The organism is Cohaesibacter haloalkalitolerans, from assembly GCF_003574655.1.
Classification (GTDB): Bacteria; Pseudomonadota; Alphaproteobacteria; order Rhizobiales; family Cohaesibacteraceae; genus Cohaesibacter; species Cohaesibacter haloalkalitolerans.
This window is the reverse complement of the sequence record NZ_QNUM01000005.1, coordinates 16114-37960: the sequence shown is the minus strand read 5'-3', so window position 1 is coordinate 37960 and position 21847 is coordinate 16114. Positions and strand designations below refer to the sequence as shown.

The window sequence follows — 21847 nt, the reverse complement described above, 5'->3', positions numbered from 1 at the left end:
TTTCGTTTGAAATGAGTGGCAATTTGCGATTGGCTCAAGCCTGGTGTTTGGTGGCCCTGAGCATGGCCCGGGTCATGGTGTGAAGGCTGGCAATCGCGCTTGAAGGCTCAAGAAAGGCAGCGTCCTGCATGCCACCGAGGCCGGAAAGACCGTGGGCCATCAAGGCCCGGGCCTGTGAACGGCTCAGCCCAGCGTCCTGCATGAGCTTGCGTTCCAATTCTCTTTTGCTGAAGGGAGGGTCTTCAGGCTTCAGTGCCGCAAACAAACCCTCCCCGGATTTGACGGACGAAATGCGGGCATCCGGCTGCATCGGGAAGGTGACAACCGAGATTTCCCAAAGGTCCAGTTCCATGAGGTAGCGAATGCCGCTCTTGGCATCCTTCTGCCCGCGAATGGTGCGAAAGCCAATGGACAGACCGTCCAAAATGCCCGCCTTCATCATGGACAGGATCTCGCGTGCCTTGGCCACCTCGGTTGCCAGCTTGCCACGGACGAACAGCCCCTTGTCATCCTCACGGATCGTCAACCACTGGCCGATCGGCTGGGCCGGGTCGTGCTGGTAGAGCAACTTGATGCCCTCAAGGCCATGCTGGGCGAGGCTCTTGGCAAAGGCCCCGGGCTGGATCACATCGTGTCCCAGATCTTCCTTGCCAAACAGGCAGGCATAGCCCTCGAAGACACCGTCATCGCCGACAGTTTCCAGCGCCGATGACAGCGCCTTCTTCTCCGTGAGCTGAGTGCCGCAGCTTTTGACCTCGGCACGCTTCGTCAAATTTTTCATAGGCTTATACCTGATCTCTTACATTGAAGTCGAAATAAGGCGGATACGCGCAACCGGCTCGTGGCCGATGTGACTTTCCAGCGAGCGGGAGAAACGGGCAAAGACCTCCCGGTGATCGAGCCGTCTTTCCTGCCTTTCTGACTGACCGGAATGTGGTTGATCACTCGAACAGGCTGGTGAGACGGGCGATTTCCTCGACGAAGTCCTGAAACCGCTTGTTGGATGCGGCCTGCTCGCGCAGGCTCCAGACCAGAAGACCACTGGCCGCGCTCGCCCAAAGGAAAAGTGCGACATGGGCGAGATCGCCTTTTTCGGCAAAAATCTGCAAAGCATCTGCCACATCATTTCCCTCCCCGGTCCGCATTCCGAGCAGTTTCAACAGGCTCGGTGAGCGGGCTGTACCCAACCGCAATGCGCTTTTCACTTTCCGTGAGGAAGGCGGCATTGCCGACCCGGTTCCACAGTGCCTCTCGCTCGCTTGCCAGTGCCGTGATGTGATCGAGATCGATCTTCAGCTCGAAGGCGTCGTCATAGGCTGGAGAGAGCCAGCGGGCGATATTCTGCAGACAGCGATTGGCAAGCGGCAGCACGGTCTGTCGCCAGAAGGCGCGGTTGGCTTCGGCATAGTTGGCATAGGTGTTGTCGCCGGGAATGCCAAGCAGCATCGGCGGCACCCCGAATGCCAGGGCGATCTCGCGCGCGGCGCTGTTCTTGGCGTCGATGAAATCCATGTCGCGAGGCGACATGCTCATGCTCTTCCAGTCCAGGCCACCTTCCAGCAGCAAGGGTCGCCCGGCATTCATCGCGCCCTGGTAGCCCTCTTCAAGCTCCCGTTTCAGGCGTTCAAACTGCTCGTCGCTGAGGTTTCCAGCCTCCGAGGCTGCATAAACCAGTGCGCCAGAGGGGCGAGCCGAATTGTCCAGCAGCGCCTTGTTCCAGCTAGCCGCTGCGTTGTGCACATCAAGGCTGACCTGGGCCGCTTCCAGAGGACTGAGGCCATAGTGATCATCGTGAGGATGAAACAGCGTGATATGCAGAATGGGCGGCAATGGCATCGCATCGTCAGACTGCAAAAAGCGCACGGACTTGCCACCGATGGTGTAGTCATAGGCCTCCGGCCAGCCGTTCGACCCGGGCACGACTTTCATCCGGTCGGGCCGCAGACAATACAGCTCCCTCAAACTGCTGGCGCCATACACCGCCTCGACATAGGCGTTGCCCGATACGAGCAGATGGCCGTAGAGGCTCTCAAGCCATGTCGCCCCGTCCTGCCGTTCATTAGGCTGACGCAAAAGGGAAAGGACCGGATGCTCGGTAAGCCGCTCCCCACCGACCAGACAAAAGATTGTGGCAGAGGCCGCAGCTTCTGAAATCATCCGGATCGAGCGATAGACAATCGGGTTGCGGGCATAGCCCTGCATGGCGAGCGCAGCATAATCTCTTGGCGTCCAGCGCGGTCGCCCAGTCTGGTGCACCGCGATGAGAGCGCCGGTGCGAGAGCTTTTGCCTTCCAGATCGGTCCCTTCCATCGCCATGTGGGGAGGTTGGGGAGTGGATGGCTGATTTTTGGACGAGCGCGTTCGCGCCGGCCCTTTCAAGGTCCAGCGAAGCATGTGCTTCTTCCTTCCTTTCATGAAGTGTCAGATTGCCCGAACTTTCGGTTGCGACCGATCGCTGAGGCAGAGATGCGTCACGGCCCAGACCATTGCGTCAAGCCGGTCGGGGCTTTTGCCAGACGACAGACCGTCCAGTCCGAAGTCACACATTTCATCTTCCAGTTCGGCCATGTTACCGACATGGCGCACCCTGCCCTGCTCATAGAGAGCACTGACGGGTTCGGCGCGCAGATATTTCCCACGCGTTGCCCGCACGGGCCGAACAGGCACAGTCGCATCGATATTGCCGAGAATGGTGGTCACCATTTCCCCGCCCTGATTGACCTCGGCCACCACGCAGTCAGCCTCGAAGCGGTTATAGAGCGCGATGGCCTTGGTCGCCCAGGCTGTCGGGCTGGCGCTGGTCAGCGTGCTGTCCCTGAGGATGAAGCACAAACCGTCTGCGTCTACTCCCGCCACCACCAACCCGCAGGCATCGGCGCTCTTGCCCGAGGTTGCGGGCGGGTCGACAGCGACCACAATCCGGCTGAGGGTTGCGGGAGGATCATCAACCCTCAGCCGGTCGAGCTGATCGCGCTTCCACAGCGCGTCGGCCCTGTCTTCGATCAGTTCACCATCCAGTTCCTGCCGTCCGAGGCGCGAGCCTTCATAACGACGCACGATGGTATCGAGAAATCCCGGCGCCAGATTGGCCAGATTGGCCCGCGTCGGCGCGTGGCTGATCGCGGTGACAGGTTCGGCCATCAGCCGTTTGAGCAAGGGTGTCGGCTTAGGCGTTGTGGTCACGATCTGGCGCGGCTTTTGCCCCAGACGCAGGCCAAACTGGAGCATGTCCCAGGTGGCCTCGGCATGGCGCCACTTGGCCAACTCATCGCCCCAGGCCGCATCAAACTGTGGCCCGCGCAGGCTTTCGGGGTCTTCGGCCGAGAAAATCTGCGCCACCGCGCCGTTTGGCCATTCCAGTCTGCGGCGGGAAGGTTGCCAGACCGGTCGATCTTCCTTTGCGTGAATGGCCAGAAGGCCGGACACCCCTTCGACCATGACATCACGAGCGTCCTGAAGGGTTTCGCCGATAAGGGCAATCCGACCGTAGGAGTGCGCAGCGAACGGCGGCCTGCCCTTTACCAGCGCTTTGACCCATTCGGCTCCGGTGCGCGTCTTGCCCGCACCACGGCCCCCCAGAACCAGCCAGGTGATCCAGTCTCCTTCTGGCGGCAACTGATCCGGCCTTGCCCAGAGTTCCCAGTCGTGAAAGATCCGCCTCAGTTCAGAGGGGCTGAGGCTCGCCAGAAAGCTCGCCTGCTGTTCCCTGCTTGAGCCCATCAAGGCGGCGCGCAAGTTCATCGCGGAGGAGGTCAAGCGTGCCTGTGTCTTCGCTGCTGTCATCGCCGGCCTCTTTCCTGTCGTTGGCGTCATCCTGTCCCTGCGGATTGAGTTCCATGATCTTGTCGAGCGTTCGGGCGATTGTGCCCAGCATCCGCGCCTCCTTTTCATCGAAAGCGGCACTGCCGTTCTTCAACTGCTGCTCAAGGTGGCGAATCTGCTGGTCGGTCGCGTGATAGAGCCGCCGAACCATCGACAGGTGATCAATCCCGGCGCCCGATGCGTCCGATCCGTCAGGAACACTGGACGCGACGGAAGCTGGTTCGCGCTCACCGTTCGGGCTTTTTGCGGTGGCTTTTTCATCAGATCTCTGGTCTGTCTTTTCGGCCTCCCAGAGCTTGCGCCTCTTTCTCAGCGTGGCAACGCTGATGCCATGGGCGGCGGCAATTGCCGCAAAGGACCGTTCTCGCTTCAGACAATCAAGCCGAACAGCCGTCCAGTCCGGTTGCCGTGACCGTTTGTTTGGCATGCAAATTCCTGATTCAATTTGGCGTGGATCTAAAGCCCTACCATCCGGCATCAATCAGTCCCCCGCATAGGCCAAGACCTACGAGCGAACAGGCGAAGCCCGGATAAGCAAAGGCATAAAAAAAGCCGCTCCGGCGAGCCGGGCGGCTAATGACTTGAAAGGGCTGACGGCCCAAATAGAACACACAAGCGGAATGGAGCCAAACTTGCTCACACCTTTCCGACTGTAGCTAATATGTAGCTCACAACCGTTCGGCGGTCAAGCAAATTTCTTCTTAAAGTTGTATTTTTCTAGTTTAAATTGAATTTCTCAAACTAGATCAACAGTTTGTCCGGTGCGCATTTCAGCCCCGCTTAAGCACGACCGGATCGTCGTCGGGGTCCTCTCCCGGCCAATCGGCAATGTGGTCTTCATAGTCCTCGACCTCCATCCCCTCTTCCGAGATGACGCGTCCCCTGACCGAAATGCCTGCCTGATGGATGGTATCGGGATCACCGGAGACCAGTGGGTGCCACCAATAGAGGTCATAGCCCTCATCCAGCAGCCGATAGGCACAGGTGGGCGGCAACCAGGACAGCGACTCGACCTTTTCCGCATCCAGCGGCACGCAGTCTGGAATTGTATCCAACCGATTTTCGTAATCCTTGCAGCGGCAGCTTTCGGAATCGAGCAGACTACATGCCACGTTGGTCCAGATGATCTCGCCCGTATCCCAGTCCTCCAGCTTGTTGAGGCAGCAACGGGCGCACCCGTCGCAGAGGGATTCCCATTCGGCACGGCTCATTTCATTGAGCCTTTTCACCTGCCAGAAGGGCTTGTCGAACTCGGCGGTCGGATCGACTGTGGCAATGAGATCCGGTTTCTTGTCGGTCATGACTTGGTGCCTCTACTTGTGAGCCTTGGTTGGCGGATGGCAAGGTCTGTCCGGCGCGGCGGCGGCTCCGTTTTCCCGAAAGACCGGATTTCACCACGACGCACCGTTGCGTTCAAGAGATCTGTCGAACAAAAGACAAGGCTTCGTCAAGCCCGCTGTTGCGCCTCTGTCGCCGCTTAACAGATTTATCACTGCTTCGCCCCACGGCAGTCGCGATAAACTAAAATTTATGGTTGGCCCGGGAGTTGCTTCTTGAAGAGCCGGGTTTAACAAAGTATTGCTAGGGCCAGAGGTTCTGCAGAAAAAGTGCCAAGATCGTGAAAGATCCGTTCCAAAACAACACAAAGGTCAAGTGGAAGTACCGCTTCCTGGCGTTTGACGCCTGGGTCGATACTGGCATGTATCGAATCCGGGAGGCCCTTCTGGGCGGTCTTGAGAGCGTTAATGCCACGATGCGCCATCTGCGCGTCACCGGTTGGCGCTACTGGCTGGTGCAGATGCTCTCGGGTGGCTTGACCATGGGGGTATTTGGTGCCCTGTTTGCCCTTTCATGGGCCCTCAAGGACATGGACCGGACGATCGGCGGCCTACCCGAACAGGAAGATTATGCCATCACCTTCCTTGATCGCTTCGGCAACGAGATCGGCAAGCGCGGCATTCTGCAGGATGATTCCTTTGAGTTGCAGGATCTGCCGGACAATTTCATCAAGGCCCTTCTTGCCACGGAAGACCGCCGTTTCTTCGAGCATTTCGGCATCGACTTTCTCGGGCTGGCGCGCGCCATTGTCGAGAACGCCCGCGCCGGTGGCGTCGTTCAGGGCGGCTCGACGCTCACCCAGCAGCTGGCCAAGAACCTGTTCCTGTCCAATGAACGCACGCTCACGCGCAAGATCGATGAAGCCTTTCTGTCACTATGGCTGGAAGCTCGGCTGACCAAGCGCCAGATCCTGAAGCTCTATCTCGACCGCGCCTATATGGGGGGCGGCACCTATGGTATCGCAGCTGCGTCCAAATATTATTTCGGCAAGCCCGCCAAGGACCTGACGCTTGCGGAGTCGGCCATGTTGGCAGGCCTCTTCAAAGCGCCGACAAAATATGCCCCGCATGTCAATCTGCCCCGTGCCCGCGCCCGCGCCAAGGAAGTGCTGATCAACATGGTGCAGGCCGATTTCCTGACGGAAGGCCAGATCGTGGGTGCCCTGCGCAATCCGGCCACGCCGATTGATCTGGCGGAGAAGGACACACCGAACTTCTTTCTCGATTGGGCCTTTGAGGAGGTCAAGCGTATCGTCGGCGGCAAGCATCGCGTGCTGACGGTCAAGACCTCCATTGACATGACCGTGCAGAAACAGTCCGAGCAGGCGATCGAGAGCATTCTGCGCGAAAACGGCAAACAGTATGACGTCACCGAGGCAGCCGCCGTGCTGATGGAGCCGGACGGCGCCGTGGTAGCCATCATCGGCGGGCAGGACTATGGCAAGAGCCAGTTCAACCGTGCGACCGATGCCTTGCGTCAGCCTGGGTCGTCCTTCAAGCCCTTTGTTTACACCACCGCCCTGATGAACGGCTACAAGCCGAGTTCGATCATTCAGGACGCGCCGATCACCATCGGCAACTGGTCGCCCAAGAACTATGGCCGTTCCTATTCCGGAGCAGTCACCCTGCTCGATGCCCTGAGGCGCTCGATCAACACGGTTCCTGTCCGTCTGGCTCAAGCCATCGGCCGCGACAAGATTGTCGAAGTGGCTCACAAGATGGGCATTCATTCCGAGTTGAAGATCACGCGGTCCCTGCCCCTTGGTGCTGCCGAGGTCTCGGTCATGGACATGGCGGCGGGCTATGCCGTGTTTGCCTCAGGCGGCAAGAAGGCGACAGCACATGGCGTGTTGCAGATTCTCGATTCCAAAGGTCAGGTGATCTACGACTTCAAACGCACCTACAAGCCCGAGCAGATCATCCCGGCAGACGTGATCGCCGGCATGAACCAGATGCTCGTGTCCGTAGTGGAAGCGGGAACGGGCCGCAGGGCTCAGCTTGACGGCATCAAGGCTGCGGGCAAGACAGGCACCACCTCGTCCTATAAAGATGCGTGGTTCTGCGGCTTTACGGGCAACTACTCCGCAGCGGTCTGGTTTGGCAATGATGACAACCATGACACCCGCAGGGTCACCGGCGGCACACTTCCGGCCATGGCCTGGCAGAAGATCATGACAGCGGCCCATCAGCAGGTCGAACTCAAGCCGATGCCCTATATTGAGGATCCGGTAATCTTCGAGAAAACCCATCAGACCATTCAGATAGCCGATTCCGGACGGATCAAGGACATCAAGAACCAGCGCAACATGCAGCGCCTTTCCCCGACTGTGGTCAAGCAGCTTGACCAGCTATCCACCCTGTTCCGTCAGGACGAACCGCCTGTCAATGGGAACTCTCTTCCCTCAGAAGAAGCCTCCCCTCCGGCGCGGTCACAAGGCGCGAGACAGCCGGTTCCGGGACTCAGCCAGTTACAGAGACCGGCGCATGGTGGACTGACCGAACTCAAGACCGCGTGGCGATAAATCCAGCAGTCCGGTTTCGTCAATCAAAAACGCCTGCTGTCTTTTTGGCGCCTAAAGGTCGGATCTGGCCATTCAGGAATTGACCTTTTCAGAAATCCCTGTACGGATATTCTTGGCATTCCAAACACGGCAGACAAAAACAGCATCACAAGATCTGTTCCTGCTGGCTCTGTCGCAGAAGGTTCTCATGGCTTGCGGCGTTGCATGAAAAGGACTTCCTGTCACCTTTCTGCCGGTTTGAGGCTTGAAAATGATTGAAGATAACTGCGCGGTACCATCGAGGTTCCGGGCGATTGCGAACCTGAACGAGGCCCAGAAGCGTGCGTCTGATTGGAGACATAATTCTTTTCGCCGTTGTCGCAATTGGCCTCGGGATCGGTAGCGCCTATTTCGCTGTCAATCACACCAACCATCTGGGCCTGTTTCAGGTCGGCCCATGGCGAGCATGGCCGGAGGCAGCCGGTCCGGACGTCAACCCCTATTCAAAGGCAGATCAGGCCCGGCGAGGATCTTTGCATCTGGCCGCTGGCGAGGGCATTGCCTTCACCGCAACCACGGATGACGAGGGCACGCCGCTGGATGGCTCCTGTCAATACCGGATCACCGGCGAGGAAATGCCCTCCCGGGTCTGGACTCTGAGCCTTCTCACCCGCAATAACGCACTCGTTGACAATCCCTCTGCCCGCTACAGCTTCCACAGTCAGGATGTGGCCCGCGTTGGCGGGAGCCGCTTTGAAATTGTCACCGGCCCTAGCGCTCGTGGTGGAGACTGGTTGAGCAGCCCTGTGGATGCGCCGTTCAAACTGGTCTTGCGCCTTTATGAAACGCCTCACACGCGCGGTGGTGGCTATTCGGAAATCAAGCTTCCCCAAATAGCCTGGACGAGTTGCCAATGATCCGAGAAACCCTGATCTTTTTCGCAGCTCTTGTCGTTGGCGCGATCATCCATATCGTGACCATCTTTGCCCTGCCCTATTTCGCGGAAAACGACATCTGGAACCGGGTTCTGCAAATTGGCCCTGTTCACACGGTCCATGTGATTTCCAATCCGAAACAGGCACTTGACCTGTCGGGAGATCTCGACCCGACCTTTGCCTTTGCCATTTGCCGCACCGACGTGTCTCAGGCTCCGGTGCTGTTCAAGGGGCGGATACCCAGCGATTTCTGGAGCCTTGACTATGTCGACCGCAATGGGCGCAGTCAGTTCAGCCTGACCAACCAGATTTCCGGCTCCACCCTTAACGTGGTGCTTGCCACCAAGGGACAGCAGCGCCTGATGTCTGAACGTCCGGATCTGGTCGACGAAACGGCGATTGTCATATCAGCCACCGAGGACAAGGGGTTCCTGCTGGTGCGGGCGCTTGTGGCCTCGGAGCGAGACAGGGACATGATCGCCAACGGGCTTTCCCACGCAGCCTGTAGCCCGCTGTGGACGGAAGAGACATTTCAGTAACCCGGCCAACTGCCACCTCTTAGCAGGCCTTGATCCCGGCATGACATTTTCCATCCCGATCAGGCAGTTAGCGTGGCCCTTGCCAGATGCTATTTGATGAGCGTCCGGTCCACCTTGTCCCATTGACGGCGGGTATAGCGGGACGGGATTGGCGCATTGACGGCCTGATCGGTACTGTCAATGGCCAGTGTGCCATTCTGCGCGTCGAAATCGGCAAGCAGCAGCTGCAATGCCTTGTTGGCATCGGCAACACGATCCGAAGGCGTTTCGATCTCAAGTTTCTTTATCGCATAGGCGTAGGCCGTCATGCGGTATTTCATCGCCCTCCAGACCCAGGCAACATAGCGTCTGTTTTCATCGACCCGGGCATAGGCATTCTTCAGCTCGCGCGGATCCATGTCTGCCTTGCGATGCAACGCGGCCATGCGTTCGTTGTCCATGGCCATGACCTTCTCGGCCACCGGAACAAACGCAGCCATCGCCTCGCGGTCCTGCTCGGTGTCGGTGATGATGCGCTCGTAGCGAACATGGTGAGAAGCGTATTTTTCCGCCCGCAAGGCCCAGTAATAGCGCTTGGGATCAAACCCCATATCGATCAGCGGGGTCAGTCTGGCGATCTGGGTTTCCGTGAGCAGATGCAGGCTCACATCCTCAAGCGAGGGGAAGAAATTCCAGAGATTGAGGGAAATCCAGTCCTTGGCATGGGGTGGCCGGATCAAATTCCAGGCAAGGTTCCGCATATCCGTCTCTTCATCGGTGAAGTTGAAGTCGGACACCAGCTCGCCGGACATCTTGGCCTTGAGTTTGCCAGCTCCCCCCATGAACCCTTCGGCAAAACTGTTGCTTTCCGGGCGTCCCAAATCACCGATGCGGGATGAACAGGAGGAAACCACAAGAGCCAGAACGCACAACACCATGGGGCGCAGAATGTCACGCTCCGAAAAACGCCGACTTAAGTCTGTGAAATAACTTGTCTTTTCCAAAGGCCTTGCATTCCCGGAGCGTCATGCGAGAGTTGATCACGCATGACCTTGATATTACAATTCGGACAGCTGTCTCGAATCGACTTCCCGACCATTGTTGAGCATAAGCCCGAATAAGCCAAGGGGTCGTTTTCAAAAGACAAATGCTGTTGCGTAGTCCGTATCTTGGTGTCGAAAACTGCTGGCCATTTCCTTATGGTTAACAGCATGTTAAAGAATACCGTCGAATATGTGAACTGACAGGTCTGGGATACTGTTGTCATTTTGAGGTCGACTGGATGGGAATAGCAGTTTTCTCCGCTCTAGCCGTTTTTGGCACAAGGGGTTTCTGAAGTGAAATCGCCCGGTGCACGGTCACGTCTTGTGGAAGAAACAGAAAGCTATTTCACCGCTGGTCAGTTTGACCGGTTGGCGCGTGCAGAATTCACAAAGGTGTTTCGTCGCTTGTTTGGCTCGACCGCGCTTGCGGATCGCGTCAGGTTGGCGGAGCGGCTCTGCAATGAACGCACAGTTCCTCTCGACGTGGTGCAGTTGCTCTGTTGCGATGTTGATGCCGTGGCAGCGCCCGTGCTGGCTAATTCTCCCCTGCTGGGAGCGTGTGATTTGACGGCACAGATCATGCAGGGCAGTTGCGCAAAGCGGGCAGCCATTGCGCAGCGCTCCGATTTGAGCGCGATCGTGATATCCCAGCTGCTTTTATTTGGCGAACCGCCGGTGGCGCGTGCGCTGGCGGAAAACAAAGATATTCATTCCTTGATATCACGCCCGATGCAGACCAAGATCGAGCGGATAGGCGGAACAGCTTTTGAACATACGGGACCTACGGCAATGTCTCAGGATAAAGATAAGCTTGATGCGCTGGTTTCTTCGATGGAACAGGATTGGTGCGCGCACTACAAGCCGGAAGCCCTTGATAGGCAGGCGCTCCCTGCACGGTCATCCTTCACGATTTCAGCCACTGATGAGGAAGCCCCAACCCCGCCCATCTCTGACGCCCTTGCAGGCGAGGAGACAACGGTAGCCGCTGCGCCTGAAGCCAATCCGGCTCAGACCGATCCAACCGCATCAGACACCATGCTGTTGCTGGATGACGCGGACATGAAGATCCTTGATCAGCTTTCCGAAAGCGACTGGGACGCTCTGGATGACGAGGCCATCGAAGCGCTCGCCCGCCAGCTTGCAGCTGAGGATAGCGCCCTGATTGCCGAGATGGAAACGGGAGCGGAGTATGGCACTCCGAGCGAAGAAGCCATTGAGCAGACGCCCGCGGCAGAGAGCGCCGAGACTGCTGACAGCCAACTCATCGCAACGCCTATCGCCGAAGCTCAACTTGAGGACGCCGTGTCTTTGGCCGTTGAGGACATTGTGCTTGATGAGCCGTCTTCGGAACTGTCTGGCGACCTTGACGATCTGGAGATGGTCGACAGCCCGTCCTCGCCATTCGTCAGGAATGCATTCGAGGAAGAAACAGGACCGGCCTCCTTCACCATCGGCGTTTTTGACAGGGAGAATGCCGCCATCCCTCCCCTTCGAAAGCCGCTTGGCCCCAACGAACGGGAAGCCGTCGTAGCGTTTCGTCAGCCTGAGGCACTTGAGGAAGATCTGGAAGAGCTGCTTGTTGCGCGCGCCACCCGAAAGCAGGCGCCCGATGCAACTCCACAGGAACCGCTGGCGGACATCGAAGAGGAGCTGTTTGAACAGGGCACCAAGCGTTCGTTCACGATCTCGGCGGACACGGTTTCCGATTTTGATCTTGCTCCGACCCAGATGAACAGGCTGACGTCGGGCGCAGCTCCTGCTGAAAAGCGTATGGATGGCCCGTCCTACAGGCTTTCCCCAATCGATGACCTCAAGTCCGCGCTCAAGCGACCGCTGGATCTTGCCGAGGAACGGCTGCTGGCCAAAACCCGGGAGAAGCTCGAAACCGGCCTCACCGGCAAGGACAAGCTCCCCACGGAAGCAGAAGGCACCGGCGAGCGAAAAGCACAGATTACGCTCACCATTCGCAAGTCTGGCGACAATGCGGCTTCGGCTTTACCCAAGGCTGCGCCTGTATCTGACCCAGTGTCCAAACCTGCGTCGGTTGTGAGCGAGAACAAGACTGCGGCTACAACCGTAGCCAAGACACCGGTTCATGAGGCCCCTTCCGCCAACATTCCCGGTGTCCACCTGACCGCGGCAACCGAAGACGATTGGGAGCGTGCGCTAGCCAGACTGACCGGTGAGATATCAGCGCAGGACGACAGCGAAGAAGAACCTCGTATCTTCTCGGCACCGGCGAGCGGCGGCGTCATCAAGGTGGAGACGACGCAGGCCTCCGCTCATGCCGAGAGTCCGTTGACCAAGGTCGGGGATAATGCATTGCACCCGGTTGTCGAGGCGATCGAGAGCGAACTGTCCATTGATGCCTTCTCTGAGGAACCCGTCGACAACGGGGGAGATACCCTCGCGCCGCATGAGCCTGTTTCACCTCGGTCCCAACTCATCCCTGACGAACCGGCTTTTGCGGAACCACTGCCTATTCCGCATGGTACTCTCAAACCGGAAACCGAAGACACTCTGTCCAACACCAACGCACCGCTCATTCACGAGCATGCCCCGCTTGGCTTCATGCCGGACATGATCAGCTTTGCCGGACTTGATCTGGTCGAAGCTGAGCCCGACCTGCCGTCTGCGACCGAACTGTTGCTCAAGCAATCCGGTTTTGCGGCGCCCCGTGTGGAACTTATCGAGCCGATTGACATCGACATTCTGGAGAATGGCAAGCTCACGCATCTGGAAGATCTCGACACCACGCCGATGCAGATCATCAGTGAACAGCTTGATGCCCAGCGCGAAGCGCTCAATGCATTGCGGCTCCAGATGAAACGCTATGAGGATACCTCCAGCAGCTCGCACACCCTGTCCGATCTCGACAAAGAGAGTGACACACCATCAACTCTTGACGTGCAGGCATCCCCAGAAGCGGCGTCCATCGACGATGACCTGTTGACCTTGCCGGAGTTTTCCAGCCACCGGCTTGTGGATGTCGAGGAATATCAGGCTATCCGGCAGACGACTGCCGAGATGGAAGAGACCGAAGACGACATTACTCCGTCGCCAGCGTCTTTCAGGTCTTCAAACCCCATTGATCTTGCCGCCATGGCCATTGCACCGCTTGGCAGCACAGGGATCGCCGACCAGTTCTTCGCCTATGATGAAGAAACCCGCCTCACCCTGATCCAGTCGATCCTTGCCGAAACGCTGGTCGACGTGGCCCATCAGGAAGCAGATGACAAATCGCGAGCCCTTCTTGATGAAGAGACCATCCACACGCTGGTAACGGCCCGCTTCAGCAACGACAGGATCCGTCTGGCCGACCTGATGCATGACATTTCCGGTCATCGTCGTCTCGACATGATCCAGCTGCTTCAGGACAAGGGCGGGGAAGCACTTGTGGTTTATCTCTATTCCATCGGCGTTGACGAGAGCAGCAGCCTTTCCATCCTGCTGCATGGGCCGGATGCGATATCGCACGACTACAGCAAGATTTCGCGGCTTATGACCCTCTACCATCAGCTCTATCCGGCTGCTGCGCGCAAGATCGTCTCGCAGCTGTTCGGTGAGCCGCGCCGCATCACAACGAAGCATCAACCCATGCATGATGAAGGCTCTGGCAAGGCTTCTCCTCGCCTCAGAGGCACAAGTCAGGAGCATCAGACGCAGAATGGCGAAAGCCAGGAGAGCCCGTCAACGGCAGCAAGCTTTGGCCGCAGGACAAGTCAACCCGACAAGGCCTGATCAGCCGACCGCACGATAGGCAAGAAAAAGCCCGCAGGCTCTGGCAAGAGCTGCGGGTTTCTTTTTGTCAAATGGGAGCGTAATGCCAGCGCTCAATCGTCGGCCAACAGAAGATCGTGACTGGCTTCGGCACATTCGGTTTCGACAACCCAGAAATCGCTGTCGAACTTTTCTTCCTTTTCCAGCCGATCCATGACGTCAAAGGTTGAAACAGCCTCCAGACACCGACGAAACAACCGATCGCCCAGTCGTGAATTCTCCTCCGAATAGGAAAGCTGACTGGCGGGTTCATAGAGGTCATGCATCCCATCCAGCCTGTCAACGCGAACGAATATGGCCCCCGCCTCGCGGGCGCCACGACGCACCAATACCGAAGGTTTGCCCGCAGAATTTCGACGACGCAGATAGGCTGAGACCCAGAGGTCTGAAGTAAGGCGCATGAATTGTCTTCTTGGTAGGAGTTTCAGTTAGCCCAGATCGAGATAACCCATGACCATCATTTCCTGCAACAGGCGATCGTTCACCTGACCGGTAACAGGGTGGCCGCGGCTGCGCTGGAAGCTGGCAATTGCCGAGCTGGTGCGGCTGCCCATGACACCATCAACCGTCAGATTTTCATAGCCGATTCTCTTCAGGGCCTTCTGGACCTTGATCAGAACCGGATCACCAGATGCAGTCTGGGCAGAGGTGCCGGGAATGTCTTCTGGCGGAACCGGACTATTGCTCGAGGCCATCAGCTGGACCATGTTCTGTTCCTGCAGGATCTGCTGACGAGGCTCCGCCCGTGGCGTCACGGCAAGGCGTTGCGAAGAACGCACCGGTGCGGCTTGTGGCTCGACTGCCGGTTTGATCCGTGGCAGGGTTTCCAGTCCGCTTGCCGCCTGCGGGGTCACATCCAGACGCGGCTGCGGTTGCGGGCTGGCCTGCAAAATCGACCCAACCGTTTCAACCGAGCCATTCTGAGCCACGCGAACGCTCTCGACCTGCGAAACCTTGCTTGTTGCCAGCGTCTTGCGACCAGTCAGGATATCATAGAGTTCCTTCGAAACCTTGCCGTTTACTGGCAGGCCGACATAATCCTGATAGGCGGAAATTGCCTCCTGGGTCTGGCTGCCTTCCATGCCATCAATCGGACCGGCGTAGTAGCCGGCAATGGTCAGGGCATTCTGGATGGACAGAACCATGGTCGTGCGGGCTGTCTGGCCTTCAACGGCGGGTTCGGATGGGCGAGCCTTGAGGCTGTCATTGCGCACGCTGTTCATCATCTGCAGTTCGGCGGACTTTGGCTGATACAACAATGCATTGCCGATAATGGCAGCACTCGTGAGCGCCATGACCAGAATGCCAACCAGGGCGAGCGGGCTTCTTTTCCCCTCGTCTTCCCAGTTTTCATAATCGTCATATGTCTCTGACATTGCGTTTTGCCTCATAATTCGGTTGCTCTACTACCGATTCAGTTGTTGTCCGTCTGGCCACTTTCAATCCGGGACAAACCGGATCAGGCGACCTTGTTTGTCTTCAATGTCACTGTCGTGGCGTCTGTTTTTGCCAAGGAAGTATCCTTTGGCGATTGTTGATCCGCTCCATCTGCGTTGGCTGTGGCCATGTCGAGAGGCAGCGTGATGGTAACGGTCGTCCCCTTGCCCAGCGCGCTGTCGATCACCATGTGACCATGCTGAAGACCAACGAGGCCCTGCACGATCGAAAGACCGATACCGGCTCCTTCAAAGCGACGCTGCAAACTGCTTTCTGCCTGGACGAAGGGCTTTCCTAATTTGGGAATATCCCTCTTGTCAATGCCAATCCCGTTGTCAGAAACAACAAGTTCAATCTTGCCGTCCAACAGCTGCCCACACTTGTTGCGGGCCTGTCGGATCGAGACCATGACCTTGTTGCCGCGATCGCTGAATTTCAGCGCATTGGCAATCAGGTTCAGCAAAATCTGACGGCAGGCGCGCGGATCAAGATAAGCTTCCGTGATCTCCAGATCATTCTTGCTAAAGAGCGTGATGCCCCTCATTTCTGCATCACCCTGCATCATCTTGCAGCAGCTCTCGGATAAATCCACAATGTCAAACTGCTGTGGCGCGACTTCGAAATTGCCCGACTCAATGCGCGACATGTCGAGCAGCGCATTGACCAGTTGGAGCAAATGATTCCCGCCCTTGTGGATCAGTTCGGCATATTCGACACTCTTGGCCTCATTGTTATGAATGAGATCAGGGTGGCAGAGAATTTCGGAAAAGCCGATGATGGTGTTGAGCGGCGTGCGCAGCTCATGCGTCACATTGGCCAGAAAGCGGGTCTTGCTTTCGTTGGCCTGCTCGGCTTCGGCTCTAGCCTCTTCCATGGCTGACTGCTGCTGCTTGCGTTTGCTGATATCGCGAGTCGAAGCAATGACCCCGATGATCACGCCCAGCTCATCGCGTTCCGGCGCACAGGTCATTTCACACCAGCGCAAACGGTCTCCGCGAGCGGCTTCACCAGAAAGGTCTTCCGACATGGCTTCTTCAGCCATGATACGCACTTCAACCGTCACTGGCTGCTTTTCGCTCTCGCCACGGTTCATGCAGTCAGACAATGCCTGAAGGAAAGCCGGACGGTCCGGAATGTGGATCTTCTGGAACAGCCCGTTGCCCATCAGGCTTTCCGGCTTGGCATTGACGAGCCGTTCCGCGGTAGGCGAAGCAAAGGTCACATCGCCGCTGCGATCGTGACGGGTGATCATGTCGGACACAGTGTCGGCGATGGAGCGATAGCGCATTTCTTCGGCCTGCAATTCGCAAAGCCGCCCGCGATGAAGCAGTTCAACGCGAATGGCCAGTAGCCCGGCATAGAGCACGGCGGCCATGACAGACATGGCGCCGACAAACGATAATCCGACCTCGCCCAACGGCGCCGGGTGCAGAATGCCTGTCGCTTCACTAGCGCTCAGGACACCGAGAGCCACGAAGCAGATGAGAAGAGACTGCTTGATGATCTTGCGGTTGTTTGACAGCGCAACTTCCAGCGGGATGACACCAAGCCAGACGAGATGAGGCGATTGCAATCCACCTGTCATGCTGGCAATCCAGACGATGAATGCCGCAGTGGTGGCCGCCGTCAGAAGGAAAGCGTTGGTCAGTTTGCCGGTTCTCGAAAGATAGAATACGGAAAGCAGTGGAGCGAGCATCCAGAGCGGCAACAGCGCCAGACCAGATATATCAGATCCCAGTGAGCTGGTAGCGGCCAGAATGACAATCGGCAGGGAAGCCAACGCCAAGGCACCGATAGCCAGATGGATACCGATGAACCAGGCGTGATGCGCCTTTTCGCTTTCACACAGTTTGCCCGGTTCAAACAGAAGACTGTCGATGACAGACCGAAGGGGCGATTTGTCCCAAAAGGCGTCGAGCACGATTTAACCTCACCTGGCTTATGGCCTTCGTTGAAGGAAGCCATAAAAATACGCGATACAAACACAGGTTGCCGACCTTCTGGCCGGCAGGCAGCGTTGGCCCTAGATTGCCATGCAGACTTTTAAGGAACGCTAAAAAAGCAGCCCCCTCCCCACCACTTCTTATGATGAACAATTGGTTTTTGCCATTTCAGGCGTAAAAACGCTCCGTATGGTTAACAATTCCATAGCGCAAACAACCAGTGCCGCTGAAACCATATGTATTTCAATTTGTTATTCGCGGTGTACAGCTGTTTACAGTTACCGGCAACGCTCCTCTCCTTATGAAAGCAACACGCATTCAGAGCTTTCGCGTTAAGGATAAAAAGGCCGGTTTCTGCGCTTCAGAAGAGAGGTAAACAGAAGCTTGCAAGATAGATCGAATTTGAATCTATTTTGACTCTTTCTTTCAAACTGCTTTTGACACCCTTGGGCTATCTTGAAGCAATCAGTGAGGGCATCCGGTTCGGGAAATCACCAATCCACAAAGAGATTGAGCCCAACGCTGAAATGGACGAAGGCGCCTGATAACGGAAAGGCGCATGTGGGAATTGAAAGGGCACGGGAATGTCATTTCTTATCAGAGCCGCTTTCTGGCTGTCGCTGGTCATTCTGATCCTTCCGGCGGACAAGGAAAGCACAACAGACGCAGCAAGGCTGTCCACCTCGGAAGCCATGGTTGCGGCTCAGGCAACGTTCAAGGATTTCACCTCATTCTGCTCGCGGCAGCCGGAAGTCTGCGCGGCGGGTGAAGTGGCGCTTGAGAATTTCTCGGCCAAGGCACGATATGGTGCAAAGCAGCTCTACCTGTATCTGGATGGAGACGAAGCGGAGCAGTCAGCTTCGAGCGCCGCAACCGACAAGGAAGCTAACAAGTAAATTGCCATGAACTCTGTGGCTCCAACAGCCCAGGAACGTGACCAGAAGGCGCTCAAGGCTCTGGTCCTTCAGGCACAGTAAACGATATCTGCGGGTATTGCCCCCGCGAAAGGAAACAGTGAACTCTCAGCGAATTTCGGTTCTTGTTCTACCCCATAGACAAGTCCGAACTCCAGGTCGGAGGGTTGAAATAGTCTCAATTGTTATTCACTGACAACGGCCTCATCATCCGCGACTATTTCAACTATCTGACCGTACTCGTCCCACTGGGCCAGTGGCCGCGCCGAAATGAATCGCCCTTCATTTCGGCGCTTTCTTTTTGTGTGGCATGAAACCCTGTCCCGACGCACAGAAGGGTTGCCCCTTGCGTTAGCCTTGATTAGGGTAGCTCTATCCAGAAAGGCCAATTCAAAAGATCGAGACTGTCATGCCACTGACGATTGATGAAATCATCGAGAATTTTTCCTTCATTGATGACTGGGAAGAGCGTTATCGCTATGTCATCGAGCTTGGACGCGAGCTTACGGACCTGCCGCAAGAAGCCATGAATGCGCAGAACAAGGTTGAAGGTTGTGTATCGCAGGTGTGGCTGACCACGACCATCTCGGGCGATAGCAACAATCCGACCCTGACCTTTGAGGGCGACAGCGATGCCCACATCGTCAAGGGCCTTGTGGCGATCGCACTGGCGACTTTTTCAGGCAAGACTGCGAGAGAGATTCTCGACACCGATGCCGATGCGATTTTCGATCAGATCGGCCTGCGCGACCATCTGACACCCCAACGGTCCAATGGTCTTTCGGCAATGATTGGTCGTATCAAGTCCGACGCCAAGAAAGCTCTGGGGTGAGAGGGCCCAAGCACTGGCCCCTCTTGCCGGATAGTCCGGTTTTCTGTCTCACCACGCTCGTTGACGGACCCGAGCCTTCAGGGAAGATTAGGGCGATAGTCTTTGGTGCCCCAGTGCTGCAACCGATTGTGCTCCGGGCCCCGGGCCTCATCTGACAGGCCATAATGGCGCGCCAGTTGACTAAGAGCCAGTGACATGACCAGCTTGGCAGATCGAGCCGGCCAGTGACGATCCCGCTCCAGCTCTTCCAACCCCTTGAGGAAACAGCAGAAGTCGATCAGCGGATCTGCCAGTTCCTCACCGACCGACTTCACCGCCTTGCGAAAGCGGGCCTGAGCGTCGAGAGCTCCCTCACCAAGGTCCCTGTCTGCTCCCGCCCTGCGCGCATTTCTGGAAACAGCCCCTTCGGTCTCTCCGATCCTTTGCCAGTTGATGCCAAGTGCTGGCGCAATCTGACCTCGCTCGAAGTCCCGGCGCAGGCGTTCACCCGCTTCCACCTGACTTGCGCCCAGATAATTACTGCCATCGCTACGCTTGCGGCTGGCCAGCTGCAGCAGCGGGCTTTCGGCTTTTCTGGAAATGGGAATACCCTCTCGGTCGGACGGTGAAGAGAGCCTGTTTGATTTGGAGGCAGACTTATGTTGCGCAAACAGTTTTTCATCTACCCGTGAGCCTTGCGTCAGGCCCGTTTCTTCCCTTGCAAGCTTGTCGCGCCTCAGAGCTTGTCTGCCTGCGCCGGTCAGTCTGGGACCTCCGTTTTCGAGCTCAACCCAGCCACGTTGCAGGAGGTCAGTCATCATGGGGACATGGCGTCTCCCCCGGGCACCTTCAGGCGCTTTGCCGACCCCGATCAAAGCCTCGCGGAGAGGCTCACTGATGGGAAAATCAGCTTGCTGACCATCGGTTGATTCTTGCATGGGCTTTGGTGGTTTGACCATGTCAGCGGGCCCTCTTGCGGGTTAGCGGTGTGACCAGCATGATGGTTTCCAGTGCGCTTTCAAGGCTGTTGATGAGCAACTCGGTCTCTTCATCCTCGCGCCGGTCTTCGACCACCCGACAAGCATAGGCCACCGTCGTCCGGTCTCTCTGATAATGCCCGGCGATATCCTTGAGGGGGTAGCTCAGGCAAACATGGCACAGATACATCGCGACCTGCCTGGCAAACGCGACGCTCTTGCGACAGCGCGTGCCCGCATGCAGGGCACTGCGCGGCAGGCGATAGGTTCTGGCGACAAGCTCATCGACAAGTTCCAAAGCAGCAATACTGGCTCCGGCCGTGGAAGCTCTTGCCTTTTCTTCTACTCCGCCACGCCGGAATATCTCACCATATTCAGTATTCAATCCAGTTTCCATCATAGTCTCCGCTCACAAATTTCTCTCTTGGGTTGCATTTTGTGATATTGCAATCAATATACAACCAATGAGGGAGTGAGGAATAAAATCCTATTAAAATTTGATGCAAGAATTGAAGCGGATAAAGAAAAGCAATGGAAATCCCTGCTGTTTGTGCCTGTCTGCCTTTCTCACCTGACGTGACAGCGCGAAATTCGACTCCCCTTATGCCCCTTATTCTCCTGCTGAAGTCGGGTGAGACAATTGCTGCATGACACGTTTCAAACAGCAGTCCCAAGTGGACCCGGGCGTCTTGTCTTTCGCGAGAGGCAAGGACAAGACCCCATCCTCCCCGGCTTCCTTGCATAAAAAAGGCCCAGCCGGATCATCATCCCCCGAAGCGGACTGCGGTCTTCCGGCACAAGGCCACCCGACCTATTTGCGCAGCATGATACGGTGTGGAGAACGGGACTACGTCCGCCAAAGAGACCTTCCCGGTCTGCTGCATCTGTTTCCAAGTGAAATCGACAGGCTCGAAAAAGGCTGCCCGGGGATCATCGTCAGGAAGATCATGCTGGCATTGCGGGCAGAAAGACGCAGAGGGCAAAGCGGCCACTATCGCTATTCCCTAATGCGCCACATCAGCCTGATGCAGGCGCTGGGAGCGGAAAGAGCAGTTGAGAATCACCAATAAATGGCTATTCGACACGCGGTTCTAGGACAGAACGAAGATCCCATAACAGAAAAGGCAGCCCGTGAGCTGCCTTGTTCCTTATCTGGCGCAGGAAAAACTGCGCAATACCTGACACAATCAGGTTTATTTCTTGCGGCGCTGCTGGCCCAGACCCATTTTCTTTGCGAGGCTGGAACGTGCTTCCGCATAGCTTGGCGCAACCATTGGATAGTCTGCTGGCAAGCCCCACTTTTCCCGATATTCTTCAGGAGACAGATTGTAGTGGGTGCGCAGGTGGCGCTTCAGAGACTTGAACTTCTTGCCGTCTTCCAGACAGATGATATAGTCTGGTGTGATTGATTTCTTGACCGAGATTGCTGGTTTCGGTGCTTCGATAACTTCTTCAGATACCGGAGCTCGTGTGTCTTCCAGAGCCTTGTAAATGTCGCCGATAAGACCCGAAAGATCATTTACCGGTACGGCATTGTTGCTGACGTAAGCCGATACGATATCAGCAGTGAGCTCAATCAACACGTTGTTTTCTGCGTTTTCTGACATAATCCGGACATTCTTTCTAATTGATGCTCAAGATGATTAAGTTCCACTTGAACGATCTGGCACTCGACTGTTTGATACAAGAGTCACCAGTTTTGAAATCCATTGGGCTCATTGGTAATGTATCTATGTTTTTACTTCAAGAAATAATATACTTTTCTTAATAAGCTTGTGGGAAACCATGTTGCCGCACATAATTTTGGAAGTAACGCAAGTTTATATATG

At 56.6% G+C, this 21847-nt stretch carries 20 protein-coding genes and 1 pseudogene; 8 read left to right on the top strand and 13 right to left on the bottom strand.

From position 1 onward, the window contains the following. Window positions 1–34: 34 nt before the first annotated feature. From DSL70_RS13270 to DSL70_RS13245, 6 genes are all read right to left on the bottom strand, one after another. Entirely contained in the window at window positions 35–781 is a 747-nt protein-coding gene (locus DSL70_RS13270) for an HK97 family phage prohead protease (RefSeq protein ID WP_119308439.1), read from the bottom strand. Between the two features lie 160 nt (window positions 782–941). Next, window positions 942–1121 (bottom strand): hypothetical protein, encoded by a 180-nt coding sequence (locus tag DSL70_RS13265; protein ID WP_119308796.1) that lies wholly within the window; start codon window positions 1119–1121, stop codon window positions 942–944. Between the two features lies 1 nt (window position 1122). Continuing rightward, complete coding sequence (locus tag DSL70_RS13260) at window positions 1123–2316, bottom strand: phage portal protein (protein WP_119308438.1); 1194 nt, start codon at window positions 2314–2316, stop codon at window positions 1123–1125. A 105-nt stretch (window positions 2317–2421) separates the two neighbouring features. Further along, the gene (locus tag DSL70_RS13255; protein WP_119308437.1) at window positions 2422–3720 is read right to left on the bottom strand and encodes a DNA-packaging protein; all 1299 of its coding nucleotides are present in this window, start codon (window positions 3718–3720) and stop codon (window positions 2422–2424) included. Continuing rightward, window positions 3665–4249 carry a hypothetical protein gene (locus DSL70_RS13250; RefSeq protein ID WP_119308436.1) on the bottom strand — a complete coding sequence of 195 codons (585 nt, stop codon included), beginning with the start codon at window positions 4247–4249 and terminating at the stop codon, window positions 3665–3667. The genes DSL70_RS13255 and DSL70_RS13250 overlap by 56 nt, the downstream gene beginning before the upstream one ends. Before the next feature lie 343 nt (window positions 4250–4592). Then, window positions 4593–5123, bottom strand: coding sequence for a YcgN family cysteine cluster protein (locus DSL70_RS13245; RefSeq protein WP_119308435.1), 531 nt, complete (start codon window positions 5121–5123; stop codon window positions 4593–4595). Between the two features lie 317 nt (window positions 5124–5440). Here DSL70_RS13245 and DSL70_RS13240 point away from each other — a divergent pair, with 317 nt between their 5' ends. From DSL70_RS13240 to DSL70_RS13230, 3 genes are all read left to right on the top strand, one after another. After that, a complete protein-coding gene (locus DSL70_RS13240) occupies window positions 5441–7681 on the top strand; it encodes a transglycosylase domain-containing protein (protein ID WP_245418208.1) in 2241 nt (746 codons plus the stop codon). A gap of 320 nt (window positions 7682–8001) precedes the next feature. Next, window positions 8002–8577 carry a DUF1214 domain-containing protein gene (locus tag DSL70_RS13235; protein WP_119308434.1) on the top strand — a complete coding sequence of 192 codons (576 nt, stop codon included), beginning with the start codon at window positions 8002–8004 and terminating at the stop codon, window positions 8575–8577. Next, entirely contained in the window at window positions 8574–9134 is a 561-nt protein-coding gene (locus tag DSL70_RS13230; RefSeq protein WP_119308433.1) for a DUF1254 domain-containing protein, read from the top strand. Before DSL70_RS13235 ends, DSL70_RS13230 begins: the two co-directional genes overlap by 4 nt. 89 nt (window positions 9135–9223) lie before the next feature. On the opposite strand, the gene DSL70_RS13225 is transcribed toward DSL70_RS13230, so the two are convergent. After that, window positions 9224–10117, bottom strand: a complete 894-nt coding sequence (locus tag DSL70_RS13225) for a hypothetical protein (protein ID WP_119308432.1) — start codon at window positions 10115–10117, stop codon at window positions 9224–9226. A gap of 333 nt (window positions 10118–10450) precedes the next feature. Between DSL70_RS13225 and DSL70_RS22880 the strand changes: the two are divergent. Together DSL70_RS22880 and DSL70_RS13220 are read left to right on the top strand one after the other, a co-directional pair. Beyond that, window positions 10451–10849 (top strand): annotated as a pseudogene (locus DSL70_RS22880) (DUF2336 domain-containing protein); the annotation flags it as partial. A gap of 96 nt (window positions 10850–10945) precedes the next feature. Then, entirely contained in the window at window positions 10946–13897 is a 2952-nt protein-coding gene (locus DSL70_RS13220; protein ID WP_245418207.1) for a hypothetical protein, read from the top strand. 92 nt (window positions 13898–13989) lie between these two features. On the opposite strand, the gene DSL70_RS13215 is transcribed toward DSL70_RS13220, so the two are convergent. The 3 genes from DSL70_RS13215 to DSL70_RS13205 all read right to left on the bottom strand — a co-directional run bounded on the left by DSL70_RS13215 (window position 13990) and on the right by DSL70_RS13205 (window position 17294). Next, window positions 13990–14337 (bottom strand): DUF1491 family protein, encoded by a 348-nt coding sequence (locus tag DSL70_RS13215; protein WP_119308430.1) that lies wholly within the window; start codon window positions 14335–14337, stop codon window positions 13990–13992. A gap of 27 nt (window positions 14338–14364) precedes the next feature. After that, entirely contained in the window at window positions 14365–15312 is a 948-nt protein-coding gene (locus DSL70_RS13210; protein ID WP_162916679.1) for a peptidoglycan-binding domain-containing protein, read from the bottom strand. An 83-nt stretch (window positions 15313–15395) separates the two neighbouring features. Beyond that, window positions 15396–17294: an ATP-binding protein gene (locus tag DSL70_RS13205; RefSeq protein ID WP_119308428.1), complete on the bottom strand. Its 1899-nt coding sequence runs from the start codon at window positions 17292–17294 to the stop codon at window positions 15396–15398. Window positions 17295–17900: 606 nt separating this feature from the next. Here DSL70_RS13205 and DSL70_RS13200 point away from each other — a divergent pair. After that, entirely contained in the window at window positions 17901–18212 is a 312-nt protein-coding gene (locus DSL70_RS13200; RefSeq protein ID WP_119308427.1) for a DUF5330 domain-containing protein, read from the top strand. A 427-nt stretch (window positions 18213–18639) separates the two neighbouring features. Beyond that, window positions 18640–19062 carry a SufE family protein gene (locus DSL70_RS13195; RefSeq protein ID WP_119308426.1) on the top strand — a complete coding sequence of 141 codons (423 nt, stop codon included), beginning with the start codon at window positions 18640–18642 and terminating at the stop codon, window positions 19060–19062. Between the two features lie 77 nt (window positions 19063–19139). Here DSL70_RS13195 and DSL70_RS13190 read toward each other — a convergent pair whose 3' ends face one another. Next, window positions 19140–19862 (bottom strand): DUF6456 domain-containing protein, encoded by a 723-nt coding sequence (locus tag DSL70_RS13190; RefSeq protein ID WP_162916677.1) that lies wholly within the window; start codon window positions 19860–19862, stop codon window positions 19140–19142. Between the two features lie 139 nt (window positions 19863–20001). Then, window positions 20002–20403 carry a helix-turn-helix domain-containing protein gene (locus tag DSL70_RS13185; protein WP_245418206.1) on the bottom strand — a complete coding sequence of 134 codons (402 nt, stop codon included), beginning with the start codon at window positions 20401–20403 and terminating at the stop codon, window positions 20002–20004. A gap of 262 nt (window positions 20404–20665) precedes the next feature. On the opposite strand from DSL70_RS13185, the gene DSL70_RS13180 reads away from it, so the two are divergent. After that, window positions 20666–21088 (top strand): DUF6477 family protein, encoded by a 423-nt coding sequence (locus DSL70_RS13180; RefSeq protein WP_119308424.1) that lies wholly within the window; start codon window positions 20666–20668, stop codon window positions 21086–21088. A gap of 123 nt (window positions 21089–21211) precedes the next feature. Here the strand turns inward: DSL70_RS13180 and DSL70_RS13175 are convergent, their stop codons facing one another. Beyond that, window positions 21212–21625 carry a Ros/MucR family transcriptional regulator gene (locus tag DSL70_RS13175; RefSeq protein ID WP_119308423.1) on the bottom strand — a complete coding sequence of 138 codons (414 nt, stop codon included), beginning with the start codon at window positions 21623–21625 and terminating at the stop codon, window positions 21212–21214. Window positions 21626–21847 lie beyond the last annotated feature (222 nt).